Below are 26,950 nucleotides of genomic sequence, written 5' to 3'. Positions count from 1 at the left end.
AAACAGCTGCTCATAAACAGGATTCAGCCTTTGACAGAGCCGGCTAAAAGCCCTCTGACAAAGTATTTTCCAACGAAGATATACACGAGCAGGGTCGGCAGTGCGGCAAGAAGGGCACCAGCCATTTGTACGTTCCACTGCACGATCTGACTCCCCGACAGGTTCTGCAGTGCGACCATAATCGGCTGAGATCCGGTGCTCGTAATACTGACAGCGAACAAAAATTCGTTCCAAATGTTTGTAAACTGCCAGATGCAGACGACCACGAAGCCTGAAATCGAAAGAGGAAAAATGATCTTTCCGTAGATACTCAGAAATCCTGCTCCGTCGATTCGTGCGGCTTCGATTAGATCACCGGGGATCGAAGCATAAAAGTTGCGGAAAATCAGCGTCGTGATCGGAATACCGTACACGACGTGAACGAGAATCAGTCCCGGAATCGTATTGTACAGGCCGACACCCTGCAGAAATTGAATCAGCGGAATCAGAATGCTCTGGTATGGAATAAACATGCCGAACAGGATAGCAGTAAAAATCCAGTCTGATCCTTTAAACTTCCATTTCGACAGCACATAGCCGTTTAATGAGCCGAGCATCGCCGATAGAATAGTGGCAGGTACGACGAGATAGATCGTATTCATAAAGTTTGGTGCGAGCCGTTCGAACGCAAAGCCGTATGCCTCAAAGGAAATCGAAGAGGGGAGTGCCCACATCTGCGTCAGAGACACTTCGTCGAGCGGCTTTAAGCTCGTGATGACCATGACGTAAATCGGCATCAGAAAGAACAGGGACATGATGATTAAAAGCGTATAGACGAGAAATTTACTGACAGGACTTTTCAAAACCATTTACGATTCCCCCTTTCTCGCCGAGATGAGGTACGGCACCATAATAACAGCTACCAGTGCAAGCATGATCATCGCGATCGCAGCGCCGTTTGCAAAGAAGTTCGCACGGAACGTTGTTTCGAACATATACACACCAGGTACATCGGTGACAAAGTTAGCCCCGGAACCGGTCATCGCATAAATTAAATCAAAAATCTTAAGCGACATGTGCCCCATAATAATCACGATACTGACGGTGATCGGCAGCAGCATCGGAAAGATAACTTTCCGGTAAATCTGAAATTCGGTTGCGCCGTCCATGCGGGCTGCTTCCTTTATTTCATCAGGAATGGCGCGCAGCCCGGCAAGGTACATCGCAAGAGAGAAGCCGGTCATCTGCCAGACGGCAGCAATCACGACGGAAAGCATCGCCACCGGCAGACCAAATTCTATGGAGCCGAGCGGAAACCCAAATGCGATCGTCGTACTCGTATACCAGGCTGGTACTGAATCAAAGCCGAGCATGGCAAACAGAATATTGACGCCTGTACTCGGATTCAGGAGCCACTGCCAGACGACCCCCGTAACGACGAAGGAGAGAGCCATCGGGAACAGGAAGACGTTCCGAAAAAACCACTCCTGTTTTATATTCGAATCGATAAAAGTGGCGAGCATAAAGCCCATAAACAGCACGCCGAAAATAAAAAAGATCGTAAAGAACAGCGTATTTCTCATCCCGGACTGAAAGCGGTAGTCCTGGAGCAGAAACGCGTAATTTTGCAAACCGGCAAATGAAAAGTCCGGAGTGAGCGTGTTCCAGTTGGAGAAAGACACGTAGCCGGTCCAGCTGATGAAGCCGTATACAAAAATCGCGATTGCAATAATGGAAGGGAGGATAAACAGAATGGACATCCATCTGTCTGAACCGGCCCGATTGGTATTCATTGTGTGATCACACTCCTTCAGCAGGCGTTTTCCTGAAAAACGGGAGCGTCTTTCCAACATGGAAAGCTGCTCCCGCTTTATGTCCCCAGCGGCTACTCGATGTTATCGTCCTGAGCCTGCTGCAGCGCTTGAATGACTTGCTCTTTATCCCGGGAGGAAACGAAGACGTTGACAGCCTGATCCGCTTGCGAAACGAAGCCGGCAGGAGCAGCAGAGTTATGAGCCAGACTCGGCGTCAATACGGCATCCTGGAAGTCTTCAATCGTAGACTGTCCGTACTCGTTATACTCTTCCGGATCAGCATCGACGCGTGCAGGAATCGATCCTTTCAGCGGGTTAAACGTGTCCTGTGCTTCTACTGAACCAAGGAAACGCAGGAAGTCTTTCACCGTTTCCGGATTCTCGACACCGGACGGAAGTCCAAAGTTGTCTGTTACGACCATGAACATACCCTCTGTATCCGGCGTTGCCGCCCATCCGAAGTCCTCATTCGGCTCCAGCCCGAGATCTGTTGCAAAGTAACCGGCTGCCCAGTCGCCCATAATGTTCATGGCGGCGTCGCCTTCAGCTACCATTTGCGCAGCATCCTGCCAGTTCCGGGCTGCGTGATCGTCGTTAATATAATCGAGCATTCGATCAAATTCATCGATGACTTCCTCAAACTCCGGTGAATCAAATGCGAGATCCCCTGTCCAGAGATCGTTATAGCCCTCCGGTCCGAGCACGCCCAGCATCACCGTTTCCAGGAGGTGCAGCGATGTCCAGCTCTCCCGGTCGCCAAGTGCAAGCGGTGTTATTCCTGCTTCCTCAAGCTCATCTGCTACTTCATAAAACTCATCAAACGTCGTTGGCGCTTCCAGACCGTGCTCTTCAAAAATACCGGCATTGTAAAATACCACGTTGCTTCGATGAATGTTTACCGGTACAGAATAAATGTCATCGTCGGTAGTCACCATGTCGATTAAATCTTCCGGGAATTTGTCCATCCATTCTTCTTCTTCATAAATATCTGTAATAGGTTCCATTCTGCCTGCTTCAACCCAGCCGGTGTTAAGAGCAGCGCCGCCGTGAATCTGAAAGGTGCCCGGAGGATCATTTCCCTGCATACGGCTTGCAAGAACGGCCTGGGCGTTTGTACCGGCTCCGCCGGCGACAGCAGCATTTACGACTTCAACATCCGGGTTTTGTTCTTCAAACAGATCAATAATTGCGAGAAGTCCAGCTTCTTCACCTGCACCTGTCCACCAGCTGAAGATTTCCAGCTCTTCACCGTCTCCGGACGCTTCGTTGTTGGTAGCTTCATCTCCGTCATTTGCTTCGTTTGTTTCCTCTTCTGCATCAGCCGGATCTTCTGCATCCGGATCGATAGAGTTCATTTCCTCTCCGCCACAAGCTGCTGTAACCAAAAGCGAACCGAAAATAACGCTGAGCCATAGTGATTTTTTCACTGCTTCTTACCCCCTTAAAATAGTGCTGAATCGTGTATCCATATTCAGTTAATCATAGTTTTATCATTTGCAGGCTCAAAAAATTCTGACTATTTAAGCGAAAGACAGGTGATTATTTTACATGGTTGTAAGCGTTTACAAAAAAGCGGGCTCAACTAGCATTATTTTGTTGGAAGAAGGGATTATTTTATCGGAGAGGTCTGCTGAAGCCATTTTTTGATCTCAAACAAACCGGACGCCAGATTTCAGCGTCCGGTTGCTGCCGCGATTAGGCCCTTAGTCTGGATCCGTTTCAGTCACGAGCTGCTCCAGCTTTTTTTCCTGCCGGTATTCTCTTGGAGAGCTGCCGGTCTGCCGGCGGAATACTTTACTAAAGTAATTCGGATCGTGATACCCGACTGCAAAGCAGATTTCCTTAAGCGGCATTGCAGATACAGCCAGCAGTTCTTTTGCTTTCTCAATGCGAATGGCAGACAGGTGTTCAATAAACGTGGAGCCGGTCACCTCCTTAAAGCGTCTGCTTACATAGGCAGGGGAGAGGTGGACATAGCTGGATACCGACTCCAGCGTCACCTCTTCCATGTAATGGCGCTGCAGGTATTCGATTAAAACTGGAACAGTCTCGGACTCAAGCTCCTGCAGCTGCTGCGCACGCTCCCGAACCCAGCTCATCAGCACACGTTCCAAATAGTCAGCTGCTTCTTCAGGCTCCTCCGGCACAGGTCTACGGTCCCATGCGAATACAGGATCACCGCTTCGAGAGCAGACGACGAGCATTTCTTCCATCAGGTGCGGCGATGGAGCAGAAGCCGCCATCCGCAGTTCATTTGTAAAGTCGGTAATGAGTGTCTCTGCTTCTTTCAACTTACCGAGCCTGAACAAGTCGAAGAGCTTCGTTTCCGGAAGCAGGGCAGGTCGGTCCTGAACAGCTGGTATGGATGTAGTCAGAGCGTATTCCCGCTTTCCGGAAGACGCTTTCCGGCGAGCTTCCTTGATTAACGACGGAGCAGAATCCAAGTCTGTCTGCACGCTGCTCATGCCGGCGCGGACCGTCAGCTCAGCGGTTTCACATCGCCTGGAGATGCGGTCCCACAGCTCGCGGGCCGTACGGCGCGGATCGGTTCCGTCTTCTGTCGAATAGATTAAAATCGTCAGGAAAGGTGGTGACATGGGTCCATTCAGGGTCCGGGGGGTCGCAAACACCTCCTGCTGGACAAGCCCGTATACGCTGCGAATCGAGTCAGAGCGTATAACGAGGGAACAGACGGATGCTGCCCGTTCTCCAGTTACATCGTAGAGAGCTTCCTCAAAAGGCTTTTCCAGCCGGTCTTCTGCTGCAGAAGCTGTGAATTCAGTGGCAGCAAGCCGTTGCACCTGCTCCTGACGATCCCGGAGCTCCAGGTGATCCATGCGTCTTTTCCAGTCCTTCTCTCGTAAAGCAGTAACTTCAAGCAGCGTTTCATAAAGCTCGGACTCGTCGTACGGCTTCAGCAAATACTGGTGGACGCCGAGGGAGATTGCTTTTTTCGCGTACGAAAACGTATCAAAGGCAGACATAATAATGAAGCTGATATGAGGCTGCGTCTGACGAATCGCCTCAATGGTCTGCAGACCGTCCATGCCGGGCAGCCGGATATCCATTGAGACAATATCCGGATGAAGCTCTTCAGCCAGCTGCAGGGCCTGGCGTCCGGAAGAGGCTTCGCCGGCAATTTCAATGTGTGGAAACTGCTTTTCGATCATCTGTCGAAGCGCCTGGCGCTCCAGCAGCTCATCTTCCACCAGCAGCATGCGGTGCTTCATCGGTGATCACTCCTTTCGTCTCCAGAGGAAGGTGAAGCGTTATCGCTGTCCCTTTTCCTTCTTCAGATTGAATGACTACTAGATCAGGTTCATCAAACAAAAGCTGAAGGCGCTTCTGCACATTGACAAGACCAATTCCAGTTAAATGTCCATTCGGCGCGGTGCTGCCGCTGCCGGAATAAACGACTCGTTCTAACGCTTCCGCACTCATGCCGACTCCGGTATCCCGGACCGTGACAGCAGCCCCGCGCACGGTATCTTCTGCTGTAATATAAATGCTGCCGCCTTCCTCCAGCGGATCGAGTCCGTGAATAAAAGCATTTTCAATAAGCGGCTGCAGCGTCAGCACCGGCAGACGCAGATCAAGGTGGCTGGTACGAATATCGACCTCCACGGAAACACGCTCTCCAAACCGGGCCCGCTGGATATCTGCGTATTTCTGAATATGGTTTAGCTCCTCAGCAAGGGTGACCTTGGACTCGATCGGCTTTAAGTTGTAACGCAGCAGCTTTGAGATCGCAACAATCAGCTGGCTTGTCGCGCCAGCCCCCTCGACATATGCCATTTTAGCTGTCGTATTAAGCGTATTAAACAGAAAATGAGGGTTCATCTGATTTTGCAGAGATTTCAGCTCCATTTCTTTCAAAAGCCGCAGCGTCTGCGCCTGTTCAATTTCATTATCCTTTACGACCCGCTCCAGCCGCGCTCGTTCTCTCATTTCCCCAATCAGCTGCTGAAGATTATGCTTCATTTGATTGAATGTAGCGCTAAGGACACCAACTTCATCAGTTGTGACGGGCACATCCTCCACCGTAAAATTGCCGGCTGAAATTTCGCTGGACTGATGAATGAGCTTTCGAACAGGTCGTAAAATCCGCTTAGACATGATGTACGTAAAAATAATACTCGTAAGGAACAACAGCCCAGCTCCGTTTAGTGCCAGTGTCAGCTGGGATTCCCGCGCTTCAAGAGCTGCTGCGTGCATGTCGTGATAATCGCGCAGCTCGGCATTGATGAGCTGAAGCGTTGTATCATTCAGCCAGGAGGCTACCTTTTCTGCCTCATCCCGGTGAATCAGGTGCATGCCTGTTTCCTGGCTGCGCTGCGTAATAACCGCTGCGTTCATTTCATGATTAAAATAAGCCAGCATGTGATAGTAGTTTTTATATAACGAAACATCATGTTCTGCAGGCATAATTTCGGTGAACAGCGTCCGGGACTGTTCCAGTGCTTCCTGACTTTCACGAAGGGCATCAAGCTGCGGTTCTGACTGGAGCAGCAAATACTGCTCAAAGTGCCTGGCTGCCTCTGATGTATGCTGAGAGATTTCATTTAACACGAGAAAACGGTCCAATATGTCATCGTACTGCTCTGATGTCGTTTTCCCGCTCGAATACAAATACCACGAGATCGCGCCCATCGCACATAAAATCACCACGAAAAACACCATGAATTTCTGATGAATCCGCATGCTGTTCATCCCCTTCCCGAGCATATCGGAAGCGTTTTCAATCAGTATAGCCGATAAAAGATCGAATGCCCAGCTCCTTTGAAAAAACAACTTCCCGTCGAGACGGGAGTCTGATAAAATGCCTATATGAAAACCTTTTCATGACCACATACAAATGACAGGAGGATGGTGCTATGAGCTGGCAGCTGGTAAACAATGACCGCAATGAAGAGCAGCTTCTTGTGAATGAAAGTCTCTTCGCTCTCGGCAACGGATTTCTCGGAGTCCGGGGAAACTTCGAAGAAGGATATTCCGACGAAAAAAAGTCTGTCAGAGGTACGTATATAAATGCCTTTCATGATAGCACAGAGATTACGTACGGGGAGAAGCTGCACGCTTTTCCTGAGACCCAGCAGAAACTGCTGAATGTGATCGACAGTCAAACGATTCTGATGACGATCAATGGCAGACAGGTGCAAGCCGGAGAAGCTGTTACGATGGAGCGTACGCTTGATATGGAGCGCGGTTTATCAATCCGTGTTTTAAGCTGGCATGATGAAGAAGCGGGGAAAACGACCGTAACCTTCAAACGGCTCGTATCGTTTACGGTGAAGGAGCTGTTTGTTCAGCAGGTGGAAATTGAAACAGAACGGGAAGCTTCCGTTCACATTAGCATGGCCGTCAATGGAGACGTATCGAATTTTTCCGACCCGGACGACCCGCGTGTTGCGAGCGGGCACGCCAAACGGTTGACGATCGAACAGGTGGACGCAGGGGATATCCTGTCTGTAACGTGCCGCACGTATGAGAGCGCCCTTTCGGTTCACTGCTCATCGAAGTCAGCCATCAGCGTTCCAGCTGAAAGAACCGTTTCCAGCGGAGAGGGACGGGCGGAAGAAGCGTATTCGTATACGTCCTCGGGAAAAGCTGTCTTGACGAGATGGAGTATGTATACAGATACGTACCGTCACGGCGATCAGCTTGAACAAACAGCAGCCAGGCTTTTAAGCGAGTGCGGATCGTTTACCGAAGCAGAAGAGGCACAGCATGAATATTTGAAGGCGTTTTGGAAGGATACGCTGCTGGAGATTGAGGGGGATCCGGAGCTGCAGCAGGGCATCCGCTTTAATTTGTTTCATCTGCTTCAGTCGGCAGGACGGGACGCCGTCAGTAATATTTCTGCAAAAGGTCTGTCCGGAGAAGGATATGAAGGACATTATTTCTGGGATACCGAAATTTACATGTTCCCTTTCTTCTTAATGACACGGCCGGATACCGCGCGCCAGCTGTTAAAGTATCGATTTTCGCTTCTGAACGCAGCGAAGAAAAGAGCCAGGGAAGTCGGTCATACGAAGGGAGCTCTCTTTCCATGGCGGACGATCTCCGGAGGCGAGTGCTCGGCCTTTTTCCCGGCTGGTACGGCCCAGTATCATATTAGTGCCGACATTGCGTACAGCTTTATTCAGTACTACCTCGTTACCGGCGAAAAAGCATTTTTGAGAGAGTACTTGACCGAGCTGCTGACGGAGACAGCGAGACTGTGGATGGATACCGGTCATATGAAGGACGGCGTCTTTCGTATCGACGACGTGACGGGTCCGGACGAATATACGTGTATCGTGAACAACAACTTTTATACAAACGCGATGGCGCAGTATAACCTGAAATGGGCAGCTGCGTGCTGGGAGCTGCTTGAGGCGAAGGACGCTCAAGCCCTGAACCAAAAGCTGGAGCTGGAGAAGGGGGAGATTGCTGCATGGAAAGAAGCCGCAGAGCGGATGTATCTTCCTTATGACGAGAAGCTCGGGATCCATGCGCAGGACGATACGTTTTTACAGAAAAAAGTGTGGGATCTAGCGGCAACTCCGAAAGAAAAGTTCCCGCTGCTGCTTCACTACCACCCTCTGACGCTTTACCGTTATCAAGTCTGTAAACAGGCAGACACGGTCCTCGCCCATTTTCTGCTGGAGGATACAGCAGACGAAGCGACGATGAAGCATTCGTATGAATACTACGAGAAGGTAACGACGCATGATTCCTCCCTTTCCTATTGTGTGTTCAGCATGATGGCGGCGCGGCACGGAGACGTGGAAAAAGCGTACCGGTACTTTATCGAAACGGCCCGTCTCGATATCGATAACACGCATCAGAACACGAAGGATGGACTGCATCTCGCCAATATGGGGGGGACATGGCTTGCGCTCGTTTATGGTTTTGCCGGAATGCGTGTGAAAGAAAGCGGCCTTCTGTTCCGACCGGTCCTGCCAAAAGCATGGAAGTCGATGTCGTTTCGGATCCGCTGGAGAGAAGCGCTGCTCGAAGTCCAACTGGAAAAAGAACTGGTCCGCTATGAAGCGCTTGAAGGAAGTCTGACGTTTAAGCATCATGATGAGACGATCAGCCTGAAACTGGGAGATACAAAAGAGATACCGCTTCGCCTCAGCTAATCTGAACGATAAAAAGATCCGGCAGATGCCGGCTCTTTACAGAGTGTGGATAAAGTCATTTTAAGTGAATAACGTTGCACCTGCCTGCATCTGCGGACACTCGCTTTCCGGAGGGAACGGCCTCAGCTAACCGCTTCTTCCTTTCGTCCGCCGGATCTTCGCCTCGTTCTGATCCTCTCGGAGTCGAGTTTCCTCCGATTTAGCAGCTGGCTGTCCGGTTAAAACCCTGATGATGATTCACACGAGCTTGTTCCATATAAAGGGAACCTTTCGTTAGGCAGCGCTTCGATGTCGAATCGGGATGAACGTCAACGTATCCACCAAAAAAAGCCGCAGCGTCCAGCGATTGAGACGTTTTTCTCCATCAAACAAATCCATTTTCCCTTTGTGTCCGGCGTGCCCGTGGAATTAGCGCAGCCTGAAGATCCCGTGCCGTTCAGATCTGCGAACGGCATCCAAGCACGAGCGGAGCCGGACTGGGTCTTGAAGGCTTCTTGTAAGAAGCCTGAGTCCGAGTGAAGCCTCATCGCCGTTCGAACTTGAACGGCATGAAAAGCGCGAGCGGAGCCGGACTATGTCTTGAAGGCTTCTCATGAGAAGCCTGTGTCCGAGTGAAGCCGCGCCATCCTTCCCTTCATACGGGATCATCCTGAGAAATAGCTGAAGGCAAGCCCACGGCAGGCTCGGTAAACAGAGGGGAAAGTCAATCAATCGAATAAACATGTAAACAAATTGACTTTATCAACAGCCTGAAAAGAGCCGGCAGATGCCGGCTCTTTAATCGTTTCTATCGTTTAACGCTTGAGCGGAAGCAGGTCAAGCAGCTCGGGCAGCGATGTAATTTCATAGTCGGTTTCAATACCCTCCGGAAGCTGGTCATTGTCGCGATTCAGCCAGACGGACTTGATTCCGGCACGGTTGGCGCCCAGGATGTCAGTTTTCGGATTATCGCCGACCATCCACGTCTGCTCCGGCGAGGTGCCGGCTTTCTCAAGGGCATACTCGAACAGTGTCACGTCAGGCTTTCCTTTTCCAAAGTCGCCTGAAATAATAATGTGATCAAACAGCGGAGCGATTTCCGGTGTAATTTCGAGCTTCGTCTGCTGCAGCTGAGGCGACCCGTTAGTCAGGAGAACGAGAACAACTTGCTCCTGGAGCTGCTTGACGACATCAATCGCATCATCAAAGAGAACCGGTGAGCGTCGTCGTGCTGCAATGAAAGCATCGGCCAGCACCTCTGCTGCATCCAGCTCATGGATGTTTTGAGCAGCCAGTGCTTCTTTCCATACGCCGAGCTGGTAATCCCGGATAATCGCGGCCATTTTGTTGAAATTGGTCCCCTCATCTTCAAATTTTCCCCAAAGTCCTTCGAACGGGTTGATTCCAATCATTTGCGTAAACTCGTATGTATCATAGCTGGCATACAGCGATCTTGCTGCTTGTCGGGCGTCTGCCTCCAGCTGGGCAGCATCTGCCTGAAAGAGCTCCTGCGCTTTGCGGCATGTCTCATCAAACGCAAGCTGAATGCTTTTTTTGTCCCATAAGATTGTATCATCCAAATCAAAGAAAACGGCTTTTTTCATCATCAGATCTCCTTCTTGTTATGGTTTTACGGATGTACCTAGTTTAGCGGAGGAACGCTTATCTGTAAAATTAGAATTTATAAACTATTTAACCGGTGAGAGCAGGAGACCGCGAGTACAAAATCGAAATAGTGACAGTCATTCTATAACAGGAGGCTCGATAACTGATGGGAAAACGAATCGATGAGCAAGGATTGTTTACACAGCTGCTTCATGCAGGGCAGGTGCCAGATCCGGCTACGGGGTCGCGAGCCGTGCCGATTTATCAGACGACATCCTATTTATTTGAGGATTCGGAGCATGCGGAGCGGTTGTTTTCTCTGGCGGAGCCGGGTAATATTTACAGCCGGATTATGAACCCGACCGTGGATGCGTTTGAGAAGCGTATGGCCATCTTGGAAGACGGGGTAGGTGCGCTCGGTCTGTCCTCGGGCATGGCGGCAATTACGATGACGATTATGAACATCGCACACAGCGGCGACCACATTGTAGCGGCTTCTCACCTTTATGGAGGTACGTATAATTTATTTTCGATGACACTGCCGAAGTACGGCATTGATGTCACGTTTGTCGATATCACGAATCCGGATGAAGTAGCAGGAGCTATCCAGGAAAATACAAAAGCTGTTTTTGGTGAAACGATTGGAAATCCGGGACTGCACGTGCTTGATTTTCATACGATTTCTGATGTCGCACATGAACATGGCATTCCGCTTATCGTAGACAGCACGTTTGCGTCACCGGCAGTGTGCAGACCGCTTCAGCACGGGGCGGACATTGTGATTCATTCGGCTACAAAGTGGATAGGAGGTCACGGCACAACTATTGGCGGCGTAGTCGTCGACGGTGGCCGTTTTGAATGGAACAAAGATAAATTCCCTCACTTCCATGAACCCGATCCAAGCTACAATGGCCTTGTTTTCTCTGACCTTGGAGATATGGCGTTTATTTTGAAGCTTCGCGTTCAACTGCTTCGGGACATCGGCGCTTCGCTGAGTCCGCAGAATGCATTTTTGCTTCTGCAGGGGCTGGAGACACTTTCCTTGCGTATGCAGCGTCATCAGGCGAACGCCCTTGCTGTTGCAAAAAGACTGGAGTCACATCCGGCAGTTAACTGGGTGAAGTATCCTGGTTTGGAGGGACATCCGGCACACGACTTAGCTGAAACATATTTAGACGGCGGCTATGGAGGTATTGTGAACTTCGGCATAGACGGCGGCGTGGAAGCCGGAAGGGAGCTTATTCGGCACGTGTCGCTGTGGTCGCATGTAGCCAACGTTGGGGATGCAAAGAGTCTGATTATTCATCCCGCCTCGACTACGCATTTGCAGCTGAGTGAAGCGGACCAGCAGCGGTCCGGCGTCACACCTGACATGGTCAGGCTTTCGGTCGGTCTCGAGAATGTTGAAGATTTGTTTGCTGACCTTGATTATGCACTTGCGCAGGCTACAGGGCAGGAAGGACCGGAGATCGAAGAAGATCTTTATGGTGAAGCCGTGCGGGCTGCGGTCGCGTATACCGCAGAAGGACCGCGCCGTAAACATCTAGTCAGCCTTTCATCTGCTTTACAGTCTACGAAAAAATGGGAGCGGATCGGCTACCGGGTGAGCCGCGCAGTGGATGAAGCATCCTTGAAAGAGCTTGAAGGGCAGGAAATCGATTATGTGCATGCTCCTGAAAACAGTCAGGAGCTGCTGGAAAAAGCAATCCGCATCGTGAAGCCTAAAGGAGTTATCCACGAAGGACAGTCTACGCTGAACACGCAGCTGCCGCCGGAAATGCTTTCCTTTCTCGACAGGAAATAGCAGAACCCCCCTCTCTCCTGTATAATCGGGCGGGAGGGGGTCTTTTATGTTGAAATGGATCACTTTTAGTGTCGCCTTATGCGGAGCAGCGGCTGCCGTCATGCTTATTGCAGCAGCTGAGAGGGAGGAAGCGGACGAACAACCTGTCCCGGAGGAGCTGCAGCTTGCTGCGGAAGAAGGAGCAAGCGGACTGGGTCACGAGGAAGCGGTGATGCTGGAAGCGACAGAATCCACGCTGCCGGATCATATTCCGTCTTTTACATACATCGAAACGCCTGTTTTACGGGCATCACTCAGTGGAATGCGGGAGCATGACCAGTTTCCGTATGAGGAGCAGTATAGTGAGGAAACCGCCGTTATCATCCGCTTTCCTGATAATGAAGCGTTCATTTATGACGTTTATTTAGACCGTGGAGAGGGGGAGGAAGCGTTGAAGGCTGAAAGCAGTTCGGGCGGCGCTGTCATGCGAGTGGTTCTTCCGGACGGAATTCCGGAAGGGGCTGTCCTGATCGTTCGCGATCCTCTCGACAGAGAAAACCCTCCGCAGGCTGTGTTTCATCTTCCCGCGGAGGATGGATAATAGCTATTCCGGTTCCCCCTCCATAAAAGAGGGATTCGACTCGGCGATGCGTTCAAAAACGCGCTGTTCAATTTCGAAATAGAGCTGATTCCATTCTGATGTCTCTTCCGGAGTTACGCCGGCATCATCAGCTGCCTCATCCTGAATTTGTGACCATATGTAAGGCCGTGCATACTGAAATTCAAGCTGCTGGGAAGCGGCGGTGCTGCTGACTGCTTCAAGCTCTTCTACAAGGATGCGGACATCTGCTTCTTCGACGGGCGAGGATTCCTGTTCGCCCTCTACATAGTCAAGAAAATCCTGTTCATTAAACGTGAATCCGTATTCTTCGGCTGCATAGTCGTGCCAGCCTTCCAGCTCGAGTGCCAGAAGTTCGGAATTGGACTGAATAGCATCCTGCTCAATGACGCTGTCTTCTGCCTGCTGCTGATAAATCGTATACAAATAGGCGTGGCTTTCAAACGCATCGTAGCTGAATGATTCATAGTCGGACGGGGTATACTCATCGAGCGCGTCCTCTGCTCTGGAGCGGTATTCTTCTTCCTCTTCTTCATCAAGTGATGCAGTACCGTTTTCTTCGGTGCTTTCCACGCTGATGGAGCCGCCTTCCGTTCCTGCTCCCTCGTCGGGACTGCTGTTTTCCTCCTGCACGGCCGTTTCAGAACCGGCACCGTTGGACACTTGATCGGACTGAATCACCTGCTGATCGCTGTCCATCATAAATAAAACAGTCGAGAGAACGAGGAGAATCACCGCTCCCGCACCTAATATAAATAATTTTTGTTTTTGCATGTACTCACCTCATCAGGGAAACTAAAAACCTTTACCAGTATACCATGTCCGTCGATTAAAGGGAGTGACTGACATAAAGTTGTCATGAGAACAGCTTCGATTCCAGTAAGTGAAACGATGGATCATGCTGTCATTGAAGGGGATATCTGACTGGATATCAGGACCATCTTTACCTTCTATACCCGTACAGTCGTCTGAAAAAAGCATAAATTCCATATAATGCGCTTTCAAGATTCGCAAAATTCGGTATGATAGATAGTGTTCCAAAGTGACAGTAAAGGAGATGACGCGTTTGACACAAGTAAAACAGCTATGGGAAAAAGCATGGTACAGCCATGACCGCATCAAAGAACTGCTTTTGTTCCAAGCCCGTATAGGTGGGGACGGACCGAAAAGTGATGAACCAGGCCGAATGGCCAAGGCATCAGGAAAAATGACAGGAACGTACCGCGAACCTTCTCCGGACGGCCGGGATTTCACACCGAAACAAAAGGTCGGACTGATATTGGGACCGCTTCTTTTTTTCATTATTTATTTTCTGTTCCAGCCGGAGGGACTTGCGCCTGAAGCTCGGGGGGTCCTCGCAGCAACGGTCTGGATTGCCACCTGGTGGATCACCGAAGCGATTCCAATCCCGGTTACATCCCTGCTGCCGATCATTTTGTTTCCGCTTGTAACGGATATCGGCGTCGGTGATGTGACACCGAACTACGGGGACGATATCGTCTTTCTCTTCCTTGGCGGGTTCATCATCGCCCTCGCTCTGGAACGCTGGAACCTGCATAAACGAATTGCGCTCGGCATCATTTACGGTGTCGGTACGAGTACGAGCCGGATTTTGTTAGGCTTTATGGCTGCCACAGGCTTTCTGTCCATGTGGATATCGAATACGGCTACGGCTATGATGATGGTGCCGATTGGAACCGCCATTATTTATCAGCTTTCCTCGCTGGTGGATGATGATACAGTTAAAAATGCGGAACAGCAGCGTGATAAATTTGCCAAGAGCCTGATGATCGCAATCGCCTTTTCTGCTTCCATAGGCGGACTCGGTACAATTATCGGAACTCCGCCAAACACGATTCTAGCTGGACAGCTGAGAGAGATATTTGATTTTGATCTTTCCTTCGCGCTTTGGATGATGTTCGGCGTCCCGCTTGCGGTTGTCCTGATTATCATCGCCTGGGTTTACTTAATTAAATTTGCCTTCCCGATGGAAATGAAGCAGATTCCGGGCGGGCGTGAAGTTATTCAAAAAGAACGGCAGGCACTCGGGCCTATGAGCGGAGATGAAAAGCTTGTCGCCCTCGTGTTCTCACTGACAGCACTTGCCTGGATTCTGCGGGTTTACGTACTTCAGGAATATGTCAGTGAAAGCATTAACGATACGATGATTGCGATCACTGGTGCAGCGGTTCTCTTCCTGATTCCTTCAGTACGCTATCAGGGAGCCAAGCTGATGAACTGGAAAACAGCTAAAAATGTGCCATGGGGCATTTTGATTCTCTTCGGGGGCGGTCTCGCTATCGCCGGAGCGTTTGGAGACAGCGGACTGGATGTCTGGATTGGTGAGCAGCTCTCTGTTCTCGTCGGCGTTCAATTCTTTATTATCATTATGAGTGTCACGCTGCTCGTGACGTTCCTTACAGAGATCACGTCCAACACAGCATCCGCGACGATGCTCATGCCGATCATGGCTTCGCTCGCTTATGCCATTGACGTGCATCCGCTTGCGATGATGGTTCCTGCAGCCGTCGCTGCCTCCTGTGCCTTTATGCTGCCGGTAGCGACTCCGCCGAACGCGGTCGTCTTTGGATCGGGTTATCTGAAAATGATTGACATGATCAAAGCCGGATTCTGGATGAACCTCATCTCTGTGCTTATGATTACGTTGTTTATTGTTCTGCTGCTTCCAATCGTATTTGGTATCGACTTAACCTCATTTCCACAGTAGCTTATCAAAGGCGTGCTTCTGAATTGTACGACAAATGATCACAACAACGGACAGCACGTCACTGAAAGACCGGCAGGGATTATTCCTGTGCCGGTCTTTTTATTTGCCCGCAATGGATTACTCCTGGTTTAAGGAGACTGCTGCTGCGGTTTTTTAGAGAAGCGCACAGCTGAATGAGTACACAGACTGCTCCTGTGAAGTCTGCAACTCCTCCGTCCGTCTGCTCGTTTTTATTCGGTTAATATCGAATACAGCCGGCTTACGAAAAAGGCCTTCCGGGAATAGGAGCGTATACGGGAGGCCCGACGCAGCAGTTGGTTGCGCCAGTTTCCAATATGTGTGATAGTGAAGAGCAGATAGAACGAAAGGGGAGGAACGGGATGGATGTTACCGTTGTGCTGGCGTGGACATTGAACACGGTTATTTTAATGAACATTCTGCTTGCCTGCTTTGTCATCTTCGTGGAACGCCGTGATGCGGGATCGACGTGGGCCTGGGTGCTTGTCCTGTTCTTTCTGCCTATTCTTGGGTTTATCATTTACCTGTTTCTTGGCCGGCAGCTGAAAAGTGATAATTTTTACAACCTCAGTGTCGATGAGCAGACCTATTATGCGCATCAAATTCAGGGCCAGCTGGAGCGGCTTGAGAAGGACGAAATGGAAATGCCGCCAGCCGTTCGACATAAATACCGTCAGCTGATGGAGATGAATCTGCGAGCGCCGAAATCGCTCATCGGGCTGACGAACAGCTTAATGATTCTTCATGACGGCCATCAAAAATTTGACCAGCTGATCGCAGATATCGAGCATGCGCAGTCTGAAATTAATATACAATACTACATTATTCAGCGGGACGCCCTCGGGCGGAGGCTGCTTGACCGGCTGGAAGAACGGGCTGCAGCTGGTGTGAAGGTGCGCCTGCTTTATGACGGCGTCGGATCGAGAAGCCTAAAAGAGAAGGATTTCAACGTGCTTTTGGAGCACGGCGGAGAGGTGCGAATCTTTTTTCCTGCGATCTTCGGTCCCGTTAATCTGCGGATGAATAACCGGAACCACCGGAAAGTCTGTATTATAGATGGTAAAATCGGCTACATCGGCGGATTTAACGTCGGTAACGAATACCTGGGCATCGACAAAAAGTTCGGCTACTGGCGTGACACGCACCTTCGCATGGAAGGGGACGCTGTCTCCTTGATTCAGGATCGTTTTATTCTGGACTGGACGTATGCAGGGGATAAGAAGCATCGGGAAGATGAATCGTTTGCGTTTGCTTCTCACAAAGTCCGTTCCATGAAGCCTGTGCAAATTGTGACGAGCGGGCCCAATTCAAAAACAGAGCATTTAAAAAACATGATGATTAAAATGATCATGAGCGCGGAACACGATATTTATATTCAGACCCCGTATTTTATTCCGGATAAAAGCTTTATGGATGCCTGTAAAATGGCTGTGACGTCCGGGGTAAGGATGCACATTATGATCCCAGGCGTCCCGGATCACCCATTTGTGTTTTGGGCCTCAAGGCTGTTTCTTGGAGAGCTTCTTCAATATGAGGGGGTTCATGTTTACTTATATGAAGAAGGATTTCTGCATGCGAAAATGATGACGGTGGACAGTGAAATTGCCACTGTCGGAACAACCAATCTGGATGCGCGAAGCTTTCGACTTAATTTCGAAATCAATGCACTCGTGTTCGACAGCCATACAGCGATGACGCTGGAGGAATTATTTGAATCGGATAAACAGCGATGCCGCATGCTAACCAAAAAAGAGTACGACCGGCGCAGTGCCGGCGTGAAAATAAAAGAGGGTATTTCGGGATTATTGAGTCCAATATTGTAGCCATGAGAGGAGGGGACAGCGATGCAGATTTACACAGCAGGAGTTCTCCTTGCAGGCGGGCGGTCAAGCCGGATGGGCGGAAATAAAGCGCTGCTCCGTATTAATGGCTTGTCTGCAGCTGCACATACACTGCGTTCGCTCCGTGTGACAGATGAACAGCTCTGTATTGCTAATGAAGCCGCATTAAAGCAGGAGCTGGACATTCCCGTCTTTGCAGATAAACGACCTTTTGAAGGCCCTCTGGCGGGTTTGGAAACGGCAATGGAGCAAACGCAGGCCGTCTGGTGTATCGCTGCGGCATGTGATATGCCGCTCATCAGCGAAGACATCGTGAAGCTGCTGGTGCAGCGAGCAGCGAAGACAAATGCGGATGCGGTTGTTCCGGAAGCGGATGGAAGAAGACAGCCTCTGCTTGCAGCTTACCGCTGTTCGCTGCTTCCACTGGTGACAGCATGCCTGGATGAAGAGAAACGGTCCATGGGAGCGCTGCTTGACAGCATAAAAGTTGACACTGTATCTGAGGCCGATATGATGGAAGCAGGCATAAAAAAGGAAACGATCACCCAGTCCTTTTTTAACATGAACAGGCCGGATGAATACAAATGGATTCGCAGACGGGCAGAGGCTGAAGGAGATGTCACAGATGAGTGAACATGTGTTTAAAGATTTCTACCGAAATACGGTCACCTATTCTACAGAAAACGCGCCGTTTTCAGGCGATCCAAGACATGTCTGGGTCGTATGCCGTTATCGTGACAGCTGGCTGCTGACAAGGCATCCATCCAGAGGAATCGAGTTCCCGGGCGGAAAAGTGGAGCCTGGAGAATCGGCTGACGAGGCGGCTGTGAGAGAAGTATATGAAGAGACAGGCGGACACGTTTCCACGCTTCATTATGTTGGGCAATACATGGTTGAAGGCAGAGCAGAAACGGTCATTAAGAACGTGTATTTTGCAGAAGTGGATCGACTTGAGAAAAAAGAAAGCTACTTTGAAACCGAAGGACCGCTGCTGCTGGAACGCCTTCCGCACCAGCCAAAGAAAAAAAAGAACTACAGCTTCATAATGAAAGATGAGGTGCTTCCCCTCAGTATGAAAGAAATTGAGGCGCGCTTTCTGAACGCAGCTTCCAGCTGACAGGAACACACATAAGAAGCCCGGACCGCCTGTTTGCAGCGGCCCGGGCTTCTTTGCACTATACGACTGGTCCTCCGCGGAGAATGTCAGCTGTTGTAGATGAGAATCGAGTGAAATTTGCTTTGAACTTTGCAGCAAGATCCAGCGCAGCCTGTTCATATTCGTCCAGGCTGTCCCAAACAAGTCTCGGCTGAAGCACTTCAGATGGAACCCCCGGACAGCTGGCCGGCACATCAAGCCCAAAAACAGGATCTGTAATGACAGCCGTACGGGCAAGGTCACCTTTGACAGCTGCATTCACCATAGCACGGGTAAACTTCAAATCCATCCGCCGGCCAGTGCCGCAAGGACCGCCCGTCCATCCCGTATTCACAAGGTAGACGTCCGTACGATGCTTCTTCATACGGTCGCCGAGCATTTCCGCATATGAGGCAGCCTCGCGGGGCAGGAATGGGGCACCGAAGCATGGCGAGAAAACAGGCTGCGGTACGGTGACGCCTCTTTCAGTGCCTGCCAGCTTGCTTGTGTAGCCGGACAAGAAATGATACATCGCCTGCTGAGGTGTCAGACGGCTGATTGGAGGCAGAACACCGGTTGCGTCGGCTGTAAGAAACAAAATCACATCAGGATGACCGCCGGTGCTTGGTAGCTTAGCAGACGGAACAGCTGTCAGCGGATAGGCTGCCCGCGTGTTTTCCGTCAGGGAGCCGTCGTGGAAATCCGGAGAACGATCCTCCTGCAGAACAACGTTTTCCAGTACCGATCCGAACGTAACGGCGTGATAAATCTCAGGCTCTTTCTCACGTTCCAGTCCGATACACTTTGCATAGCACCCGCCCTCAATATTGAAAATACCAGAGTCTGACCAACCGTGTTCATCATCTCCGATCAGAAGCCGGTCCGGGGCGGCAGAGAGCGTCGTTTTTCCAGTACCGGAAAGCCCGAAAAACAAGGCGGTACGGTCCTCATGATCGGCGTTGGCCGAGCAGTGCATCGGCAGCACGTTCAGTTCCGGCAGCAAATAATTCATAACAGAAAAGATCGACTTTTTCATCTCCCCTGCGTACGCGGTTCCGCCTATCAAAATCTTTCTGCGGCTGAATGAAATCATGACGAATACTTCTGACTCCGTGCCGTCTACATGGGGGTCGGCCTGAAACCCTGGGGCGGATAGGATAGTGAATGGCTCCATGGAAGCTTCGCCCTCTATTTCTTCCGGACGAAGGAACAGCTGCATGGCAAACAACTGATGCCAGGCAAGCTCATTGACGACCGTAATCGGGAGTCTGGCATTCTCATCAGCACCTGCAGCAGCTTCACGGACATAAAGCTCCGGCAGCTCGGCTAAATAAGCAAGCACCTTCTGCTCCAGCTTTTCAAAAATCTCCGGCGTTACCGGACGATTAATATCGTTCCAGTCCACATCTGTTGACGCTGCTTCCTTTACAATAAACCGATCTTTAGGAGACCGTCCCGTAAATTCACCTGTTAAGGCTCGAAATGCACCCGAGCTTGAGAGCATCCCCTCTTCTTTTCTAATGGCAGTTTCCACCAGCGCCGATACACTAAGCTGTTTTCGTACATTTTTTTGCTTCAAAACGGAAGCAAGCCGGAGATCATCGTAAATCATGCTCATCAATCATCCGCCCCCTCATCTATTAGTATGTCATATATTTTATTTATAACATACTAATTAAGGAAATCAATGGATTTGGAGAGATTTTTACAATCAAATTTGTTTACGTGTACGTACATACCTTTACAGCTGAAGTGGACAGCTTCGAACATAATGGTGACTCCTGATAGCCGGCAGTTGACATTGGGACCGATGTTGGGTATCATTCTCAAAAGCGGATACTCTTATCCCGAGCTGGCGGAGGGACAGGCCCTGCGAAGCCCGGCAACCATCACTTGAGTAAAAAAGGTGAACGGTGCCAACCTGCAGAACACATGAATCGTGTTCTGACCGATAAGAGGTGAAAGGAAACGAGACAGCCTTCTCCTCAACGGAGAAGGTTTTTTGTTTATGTAACCGGACAGCCCTCATCTGTGGGATTGATGGCTGGGAAAATGAGTGCCGTAATATTGTTCGAGGAGGATTCCTACCATGGCAGGAAAAACACGTTTGTTTACATCAGAATCAGTAACGGAAGGTCACCCGGATAAAATCTGTGATCAAATCTCAGACTCTATTCTGGATGAAATTATGACGCACGACCCGAACGCTCGGGTTGCCTGTGAAACTTCTGTTAATACCGGTTTAGTACTCGTTGCAGGTGAAATTACAACGTCTACCTATGTGGACATTCCGCGAGTTGTGCGGGAAACACTGAAGGATATCGGCTATGTACGCGCAAAATACGGCTTTGATTATGAAACATGTGCGGTATTGACGTCCATTGACGAACAGTCAGCTGATATTGCAGCCGGAGTTGACCAGGCACTGGAAGCACGTGAAGGTCAAATGACAGATGAAGAAATTGAATCGATTGGTGCAGGGGACCAAGGGCTGATGTTCGGCTATGCAGATAATCAGACGCCGGAGCTGATGCCGCTGCCGATCTCCCTTTCTCACAAGCTCGCTCGACGCTTGACAGAGGTGCGAAAAGAACAGATTGTCGACTATCTGCGACCGGATGGGAAAGTACAGGTTACAGTGGAATACGATGAGAATCAGCAGCCTTTACGGGTAGATACGATCGTCATCTCCGCACAGCATCACCCTGAAATAACGCTGGAGCAGATCAAACAGGATCTGACAGAGCACGTCATCAAACCGGTCGTCTCAGCTGATCTGCTTGATGAAGAAACGAAATACTTCATCAATCCGACAGGACGCTTCGTGATTGGTGGGCCTCAGGGAGATGCAGGCCTGACAGGACGTAAAATCATCGTTGATACGTACGGCGGCTATGCGAGACACGGCGGGGGTGCGTTCTCCGGAAAAGACGCAACGAAGGTTGACCGGTCAGCGGCTTATGCCGCACGCTATGTGGCGAAAAACATCGTCGCTTCCGGACTTGCCGATAAGTGTGAAGTGCAGCTGGCCTATGCGATCGGCGTAGCGCAGCCGGTTTCCATCGCTATCGATACGTTTGATTCCGGAAAAGTATCCGAAGACGTACTTGTCCAGGTCGTGCGGAACAACTTTGACCTCCGTCCGGCCGGCATTATTAAAATGCTGGATCTGCGCCGTCCAATTTACAAGCAAACTGCTGCCTATGGCCACTTTGGACGTACAGACATTGAACTGCCGTGGGAAAAAACGGATAAAGCAGAAACGCTGGAAGCAGAAGCGATGCAGCTCATCGGAAAATAATGAGCCGCAGAATAAAGGAATCAACGCTGCACCGATATGACGTCGGTGCAGCTTTTTTCTAATGGTGTATGAATTAAACCGCAACAATTTCGCTTGCTTATTGTGAAGACGCGAAAAGAAAAACAATCATAGATTTTCACATAAACTGCCCGTTTTAACGTACCATAAAAAAGGAAATGCGAGGGTTACAAGATACTTTGCAGGCTTACAACCGCTTGGAGCCTGCGGGTTTTCTTAGATGTAATTAGGAGGAATCAATCATGAGGATTGAAGCTGACAAGCGGACAAGAGAATGGCTGCAAAAGCAGGGAGGGACGTGCACGGTAGAAGTTTTTCCGTTTCCGGGAGAGTTCAAAAACAAGCGAATTTTCGTTGATTTTCACTGTATTCCTCAGGAGCCGTCAAAGGAAGATCATTATGCTAAATATGAGGTAGAAGGATGCACCATTTATATTCATCAGGATTTACAGCCAAAACGTGATACGATTAAACTTCATCTATCCGGAAACACAGCGTTTCAGCACTTGGAAGTGAAGGGCTTGAAACGGCTGATGACCGAGAAAACCACCACCGCCTGAAGGAGAGAGCCAGTCATGGAAATCAAATAGAGAGCTGCCGGCCTAATCAATCAGGAAACCGGCAGCTTTTTTGCGTGCGGAAACGGCTTTACGACTGCCGCTTTCGTTTTTCTGAAATTTGTTCGGCACCGAGTCCATAGTTGTCCATGTCGATCTCCTCGATGATCACCACTGTCGAAGCAGGGTTTTTCTGCAGCTTCTCTTCTAGAAGTCCGGTTACCCCCTCGATTAAATCTGCTTTTTGTTCCTTCGTTAACCCGCCGTGTTCCTTCGTTACCTTAATGTTTACATATGGCATCGTTCAATCTCCTCTCTGACTATTTCCCGGGAAATGATGGTAGCGGCTTTCCTGCATCGCTTTGTACGTGCGTCCTTTTTCCACATAACTTTCCCTAATCCGCTTCATTTCTGCCTGATCCTCTTCTGTCAAATCACGGACGACACGTGCAGGTCTTCCAAGTGCAAGCTTACCAGGGGGAATTTCAGTGCCTGGAGTTACGAGACTGCCGGCGCCGATAAAAGCCCCTTCGCGGATGACTGCTCCATCGAGAACGGTGCTTCCCATCCCAATCAGAGCGTTTTTTTCAATTATGCAAGAGTGCAGCATACATTGGTGGCCGACGGTGACGCCTTCATGAATATGCAGCGGCAGCCCTGGACTTTGATGAAGCAGGCTTTGATCCTGGATATTGACGTTTCGTTCGATGATCGTCGGAGCGACATCGCCCCTGATCACTGTATGATACCAAATGCTTGCACCATCATGAATCTTCACATCGCCAGTAATGACTGCGTTTTCGGCAATATAGGCGCCGGCATGAACGTCTGGTGTTTTTCCTTCATACGGATAATGTATCACGGCTTCCTCTCCTTCCATCATTTTCTTTATCGTACCTTACTTACAGCCGGGATGCACAGCTTCTTTGTTGACGCGGAAGTCAGAAAAAGCGAAGATGAAGAAAATACCAACTGCGGCAGCGACCGTATCAAGGAGTGACAGCAGGAATGTGGACATGGGAAACGGATCAGAATGCGGAAGGAACGGTAGTGATTGTACACGGAGCGGGGGAATATCATCGTCGCTATGATTGGCTGATCCGCCGCTTTAATGATATTGGATTCGATGTGATCATGGGGGATCTTCCCGGACAGGGCACGACACCCGGTCCTCGCGGCCATATTGACAGCTTTCAGGAATATGTGGATACCGTGACAGCATGGATAAAAGAGGCAAAAAGGCGCGAAGGACCGCTGCTTTTATTCGGACACAGTATGGGCGGGCTGATTGCGTCAACTGTTGTGCGTAAACAGTCAGTACCGCGTCCGGACATGCTGCTGTTATCGTCGCCGTGCTTCGGACTCGTGCAGCATCCATCGGTATGGAAGAAAGGAGCGGCGGCTTTGTTGAATCTTACAGCGCCGAAAACAATGTTCCCAAACGGATTGGAACCGGGATCCGGCACGCGCGAAGAAGGAATGCGGTCGAGAGATGAGGGAGATGAACTGCTCGTCAAAAAAGTCAGCGCCCGATGGTATCGGGAACTGCTGAAGGCGATGGAAGAGGCGCACCGGACGACAGGCGTCATGCCGCAGATTCCCGTTTACACCGCTCAAGGCGGAGCAGACCGGATCGTCGACAGGCTGGCAGTAAAGCGCTGGTTTGACAATCTCGATGTATCGGAAAAGCATTGGCGGGAGTGGCCTTCTCTGTATCATGAAGTCATGAATGAGCCGGAGCGGGAGGACGTCTTTGCACATATGGCTGGCTTTATTAAAACGACGCTCAGCCTTTCCGCTGGCGCCGCTTCTCGATCGCGCAAATGAATGGCGGATCGTTTGCCTGATTGATAAATCCGTATTGCAACACTTGATAAGCATGCTGAGGGAGAGACTGCAGAAATGGAAGCAGCTCTCCCTTTTCTGCTTTGCCTTCCTGATGGCCGTGATAGATAACCAGAATGATCCTGCCTCCCGGAAGCAGCTTTTCTAAGAAGAATGAAACAGCCGTAATCGTTGTCTCTGCGGTAGTGGTAACGTCCTTAGGGCCTCCGGGAAGGTAGCCCAGGTTAAACATCACGGCATGTATGCCTTCTTCCCTTACATAGCGAGCCGCATGTTCATGACCATCGTGAATCAATTCTGCCTGAAGCTGTTCCAGCTCCAGCTTATTACGGCAGCTGTCGAGCGCCTGTTTCTGAACATCGAAGCTGTAGACGGTACCCTTCGGCGCGAGTCTGGCGAGAAAGACCGTATCGTGGCCGTTGCCTGTGGTGGCATCAACCGCAATGCCATCTTCAGGAAGGACTTCTGCGGCCAATGTTTTAGCATACTGCAGCACGTTTTCCATTCCTTATGACCTCCCTTCCTGCAAAGGTTTTGCATAGATGCCCTGCCACGTCTGACGGGTGCGAAGCTCTGCATCAATTCCATTTAATGCTGCCCATTTATGCGAACTCCACATCGGGCCGATAAGCAGCTCGGCCGGTCCGTCCCCTGTGAGGCGGTGAATGGAAATAGAACTGCGGATCCGCTCCAGCTGATCACAGACAATTTGAATGTATGCTTCCTGCCCAAGCAGCTGGACCTCGCCCTGTTCAAATTGTTTGACCATTGGCGTTTTTTTCAGCAGGTGGAGCAGGTGAATTTTCATCCCCTGTATGTCCAAGGCGGAGACCGCTTCTGCAGAGCGCACCATCATCTCATGTGTTTCGCCGGGAAGACCGTTAATCAAATGAACACAGACGCGGATCCCGTGCTTACGGAGCTTTCGCACTCCTTCCTGAAAACAGGCAAAGTCATGTGCTCGGTTGATGCGCTCGCCGGTTTCGTCGAACGCACTTTGCAGCCCGAGCTCGACCCACAAATAGGTACGCTCGTTCAGTTCGGCCAGATACTCGACTACATCGTCTGGAAGACAGTCAGGGCGGGTCGCGATGGAGAGTGCTTTTGTTTCGGGAAGCTTGAGCAGGGCCTCGTATTTTTCCTTTAATTCATCCAGCGGTGCGTGCGTATTCGTAAAGGCTTGAAAGTAAGCCATACAGGCGCCACCGCTCCACTTTCGCTCCATGACAGACTTGCGGTCGTAAAATTGGTCGACGAGATCATCTCCGCGCTTTCCGGCAAAATCACCGGAGCCGCGCTGGCTGCAGAACGTACAGCCTCCATAGGCTACGGTGCCATCACGATTCGGACAGTCGAAACCGCCGTCCAGCGTGATTTTCATCACCTTGCGGCCGAAGTGTTCCTGAAGCTGCCTGTTCCACGGGTAATACCGTTTCTCACCAAAATGAGCTGGAACAGAGGAACTTACTGGATGCTGGCCAGCTTGCGGCATACGGTTTCCACCTCTTCTCTTGAAACATCACTGTTCGTCGTAAAGCGGAGTGCCTCCGGCTTATACTGAATGATGCGGATTCCTTCCTGATCCAGCAGCTGAACCCATTCCTCCGCGCTGTATTTGGAGGTGTCGGTATCTGCAACTACAATATTCGTCTGTACATTGTGACGGATGGTCAAATCGGTAGACGACTGAATCGCTTCTGCCAAAAGACGGGCGTGCTCATGGTCGTGCTTTAAGAGCGCCCGGTGCTCCTTCAGAGCATGTAGAGCTGGTGCTGCAATCACACCCGCCTGACGCATTCCGCCGCCGAGCATCTTCCGCTTCTTGCGCGCAGTCCTAATAAAGGATGTACTGCCGGCGAGCATGGAACCGACAGGAGCTCCAAGTCCTTTGGACAGACAAAACTGAACGCTGTCCGTAAACGAAGCAATGTGGGCGGCACTCATTCCAGAGGCTTCTGCTGCGTTAAACAGCCTGGCTCCGTCCATATGGACCGGAATACCAGCCTGATCGGCGATTGCCCGGACTTCCTGCAGATACGCTTCTGGCAAATACGTTCCCCCTCCGCGGTTATGGGTGTTCTCCAGCCAGATCAGACCGGTTTCCGGGTAATGAATATCATCAGAGCGGACCGACTTTTTCAGCACATCCAAGGCAATTTGACCGCCTTGATGAGGGAGCGTGCGGGATTGAGCACCGGCGAACGCAGAGATCGCTGCCCCTTCATAAATAAATACGTGCGCCTCGTCATCCATCAGCACCTCCTGGCCGGGCACCGTGTGGGTCAGCAGAGCGGCCTGGTTCCCCTGTGTGCCGCTCGTTGTAAATAAGGCTGCTTCTTTTCCGAGAAGCTTAGCTGCATAAGATTCCAGTTCATTAACAGTAGGATCTTCTTCATATACGTCATCTCCGACAGCTGCATAGGCCATCAGCTGCCGCATTGTATCGGTTGGTTTTGTAACAGTGTCACTGCGGAGATCGATCATCATTAGTCCGTCACGCCTTTCATCAATGTCTGCCGTAATCTTATCACGGGAAGACGGGATGGAAAAGGTTGCCCGAAGCAGTGGAATAAGCTACCATTTATTTTGGGTGTCTAACGA

At 50.4% G+C, this 26,950-nt stretch carries 23 protein-coding genes and 1 riboswitch; of the genes, 10 read left to right on the top strand and 13 right to left on the bottom strand.

Annotated elements, in window-relative coordinates; translation table 11 throughout:
* Positions 1-23: 23 nt before the first annotated feature.
* From ACSZLD_RS01740 to ACSZLD_RS01720, 5 genes are all read right to left on the bottom strand, one after another.
* On the bottom strand, positions 24-848 hold the full coding sequence (locus ACSZLD_RS01740) for a carbohydrate ABC transporter permease (protein WP_377910237.1): 825 nt from the start codon (positions 846-848) through the stop codon (positions 24-26).
* A complete protein-coding gene (locus ACSZLD_RS01735) occupies positions 849-1,772 on the bottom strand; it encodes a carbohydrate ABC transporter permease (RefSeq protein WP_377910236.1) in 924 nt (307 codons plus the stop codon). It abuts the gene before it with no gap.
* A 92-nt stretch (positions 1,773-1,864) separates the two neighbouring features.
* Entirely contained in the window at positions 1,865-3,220 is a 1,356-nt protein-coding gene (locus tag ACSZLD_RS01730; RefSeq protein WP_444684059.1) for an ABC transporter substrate-binding protein, read from the bottom strand.
* A gap of 276 nt (positions 3,221-3,496) precedes the next feature.
* Positions 3,497-5,023: a response regulator transcription factor gene (locus ACSZLD_RS01725; RefSeq protein ID WP_444684058.1), complete on the bottom strand. Its 1,527-nt coding sequence runs from the start codon at positions 5,021-5,023 to the stop codon at positions 3,497-3,499.
* On the bottom strand, positions 4,992-6,494 hold the full coding sequence (locus ACSZLD_RS01720) for a sensor histidine kinase (protein WP_444684057.1): 1,503 nt from the start codon (positions 6,492-6,494) through the stop codon (positions 4,992-4,994). The genes ACSZLD_RS01725 and ACSZLD_RS01720 overlap by 32 nt, the downstream gene beginning before the upstream one ends.
* A gap of 173 nt (positions 6,495-6,667) precedes the next feature.
* On the opposite strand from ACSZLD_RS01720, the gene ACSZLD_RS01715 reads away from it, so the two are divergent.
* A complete protein-coding gene (locus tag ACSZLD_RS01715) occupies positions 6,668-8,920 on the top strand; it encodes a glycoside hydrolase family 65 protein (protein ID WP_444684056.1) in 2,253 nt (750 codons plus the stop codon).
* 794 nt (positions 8,921-9,714) lie between these two features.
* Here ACSZLD_RS01715 and ACSZLD_RS01710 read toward each other — a convergent pair.
* Positions 9,715-10,503: an HAD family hydrolase gene (locus ACSZLD_RS01710; RefSeq protein WP_444684055.1), complete on the bottom strand. Its 789-nt coding sequence runs from the start codon at positions 10,501-10,503 to the stop codon at positions 9,715-9,717.
* Positions 10,504-10,670: 167 nt separating this feature from the next.
* Between ACSZLD_RS01710 and ACSZLD_RS01705 the strand changes: the two genes are divergently transcribed.
* Both ACSZLD_RS01705 and ACSZLD_RS01700 read left to right on the top strand, forming a co-directional pair.
* Positions 10,671-12,308: an O-acetylhomoserine aminocarboxypropyltransferase/cysteine synthase family protein gene (locus tag ACSZLD_RS01705; protein WP_444684054.1), complete on the top strand. Its 1,638-nt coding sequence runs from the start codon at positions 10,671-10,673 to the stop codon at positions 12,306-12,308.
* Positions 12,309-12,354: 46 nt separating this feature from the next.
* Positions 12,355-12,888, top strand: a complete 534-nt coding sequence (locus ACSZLD_RS01700; protein WP_444684053.1) for a hypothetical protein — start codon at positions 12,355-12,357, stop codon at positions 12,886-12,888.
* A 3-nt stretch (positions 12,889-12,891) separates the two neighbouring features.
* On the opposite strand, the gene ACSZLD_RS01695 is transcribed toward ACSZLD_RS01700, so the two are convergent.
* The gene (locus ACSZLD_RS01695; protein ID WP_377910227.1) at positions 12,892-13,680 is read right to left on the bottom strand and encodes a hypothetical protein; all 789 of its coding nucleotides are present in this window, start codon (positions 13,678-13,680) and stop codon (positions 12,892-12,894) included.
* A 283-nt stretch (positions 13,681-13,963) separates the two neighbouring features.
* Here ACSZLD_RS01695 and ACSZLD_RS01690 point away from each other — a divergent pair, with 283 nt between their 5' ends.
* The 4 genes from ACSZLD_RS01690 to ytkD all read left to right on the top strand — a co-directional run bounded on the left by ACSZLD_RS01690 (position 13,964) and on the right by ytkD (position 18,610).
* Positions 13,964-15,634, top strand: coding sequence for an SLC13 family permease (locus ACSZLD_RS01690; protein ID WP_444684052.1), 1,671 nt, complete (start codon positions 13,964-13,966; stop codon positions 15,632-15,634).
* A gap of 380 nt (positions 15,635-16,014) precedes the next feature.
* The gene (cls, locus tag ACSZLD_RS01685) at positions 16,015-17,475 is read left to right on the top strand and encodes a cardiolipin synthase (RefSeq protein WP_444684051.1); all 1,461 of its coding nucleotides are present in this window, start codon (positions 16,015-16,017) and stop codon (positions 17,473-17,475) included.
* Between the two features lie 21 nt (positions 17,476-17,496).
* Positions 17,497-18,126 carry a molybdenum cofactor guanylyltransferase gene (mobA, locus tag ACSZLD_RS01680; protein ID WP_444684050.1) on the top strand — a complete coding sequence of 210 codons (630 nt, stop codon included), beginning with the start codon at positions 17,497-17,499 and terminating at the stop codon, positions 18,124-18,126.
* Positions 18,119-18,610, top strand: a complete 492-nt coding sequence (ytkD, locus tag ACSZLD_RS01675; protein WP_377910222.1) for an RNA deprotection pyrophosphohydrolase — start codon at positions 18,119-18,121, stop codon at positions 18,608-18,610. The genes mobA and ytkD overlap by 8 nt, the downstream gene beginning before the upstream one ends.
* A 58-nt stretch (positions 18,611-18,668) precedes the next feature.
* Here ytkD and pckA read toward each other — a convergent pair whose 3' ends face one another.
* Positions 18,669-20,246, bottom strand: coding sequence for a phosphoenolpyruvate carboxykinase (ATP) (pckA, locus tag ACSZLD_RS01670; protein WP_444684049.1), 1,578 nt, complete (start codon positions 20,244-20,246; stop codon positions 18,669-18,671).
* Between the two features lie 221 nt (positions 20,247-20,467).
* Positions 20,468-20,586, top strand: a riboswitch (SAM riboswitch).
* A 131-nt stretch (positions 20,587-20,717) separates the two neighbouring features.
* On the opposite strand from pckA, the gene metK reads away from it, so the two are divergent.
* Positions 20,718-21,929 carry a methionine adenosyltransferase gene (gene metK / locus ACSZLD_RS01665; RefSeq protein WP_444684048.1) on the top strand — a complete coding sequence of 404 codons (1,212 nt, stop codon included), beginning with the start codon at positions 20,718-20,720 and terminating at the stop codon, positions 21,927-21,929.
* A 260-nt stretch (positions 21,930-22,189) separates the two neighbouring features.
* Positions 22,190-22,507 (top strand): CC/Se motif family (seleno)protein, encoded by a 318-nt coding sequence (locus tag ACSZLD_RS01660; RefSeq protein WP_377910217.1) that lies wholly within the window; start codon positions 22,190-22,192, stop codon positions 22,505-22,507.
* An 88-nt stretch (positions 22,508-22,595) separates the two neighbouring features.
* Here ACSZLD_RS01660 and ACSZLD_RS01655 read toward each other — a convergent pair whose 3' ends face one another.
* A complete protein-coding gene (locus ACSZLD_RS01655; RefSeq protein WP_168005214.1) occupies positions 22,596-22,805 on the bottom strand; it encodes a tautomerase family protein in 210 nt (69 codons plus the stop codon).
* Positions 22,806-22,808: 3 nt separating this feature from the next.
* Positions 22,809-23,366, bottom strand: a complete 558-nt coding sequence (locus tag ACSZLD_RS01650) for a gamma carbonic anhydrase (RefSeq protein WP_377910216.1) — start codon at positions 23,364-23,366, stop codon at positions 22,809-22,811.
* Between the two features lie 146 nt (positions 23,367-23,512).
* Here ACSZLD_RS01650 and ACSZLD_RS01645 point away from each other — a divergent pair, with 146 nt between their 5' ends.
* The gene (locus tag ACSZLD_RS01645) at positions 23,513-24,331 is read left to right on the top strand and encodes an alpha/beta fold hydrolase (RefSeq protein ID WP_444684047.1); all 819 of its coding nucleotides are present in this window, start codon (positions 23,513-23,515) and stop codon (positions 24,329-24,331) included.
* On the opposite strand, the gene mnmM is transcribed toward ACSZLD_RS01645, so the two are convergent.
* Genes mnmM through ACSZLD_RS01630 form a run of 3 tightly spaced genes read right to left on the bottom strand, consistent with a single transcriptional unit; the run spans position 24,291 to position 26,836 of the window.
* On the bottom strand, positions 24,291-24,854 hold the full coding sequence (mnmM, locus tag ACSZLD_RS01640; RefSeq protein ID WP_377910214.1) for a tRNA 5-(aminomethyl)-2-thiouridylate-methyltransferase MnmM: 564 nt from the start codon (positions 24,852-24,854) through the stop codon (positions 24,291-24,293). The genes ACSZLD_RS01645 and mnmM overlap by 41 nt on opposite strands.
* 3 nt (positions 24,855-24,857) lie before the next feature.
* A complete protein-coding gene (gene mnmL, locus ACSZLD_RS01635; protein ID WP_444684046.1) occupies positions 24,858-25,841 on the bottom strand; it encodes a tRNA modification radical SAM protein MnmL/YtqA in 984 nt (327 codons plus the stop codon).
* A complete protein-coding gene (locus ACSZLD_RS01630; protein WP_444684045.1) occupies positions 25,814-26,836 on the bottom strand; it encodes a threonine aldolase family protein in 1,023 nt (340 codons plus the stop codon). Before ACSZLD_RS01630 ends, mnmL begins: the two co-directional genes overlap by 28 nt.
* Between the last annotated feature and the right edge of the window lie 114 nt (positions 26,837-26,950).

Origin of the sequence: Alkalicoccus luteus (assembly GCF_052061695.1) — a bacterium.
Classification (GTDB): Bacteria; Bacillota; Bacilli; order Bacillales; family Salisediminibacteriaceae; genus Alkalicoccus; species Alkalicoccus luteus.
This window is presented reverse-complemented; position numbering and strand designations above follow the sequence as displayed.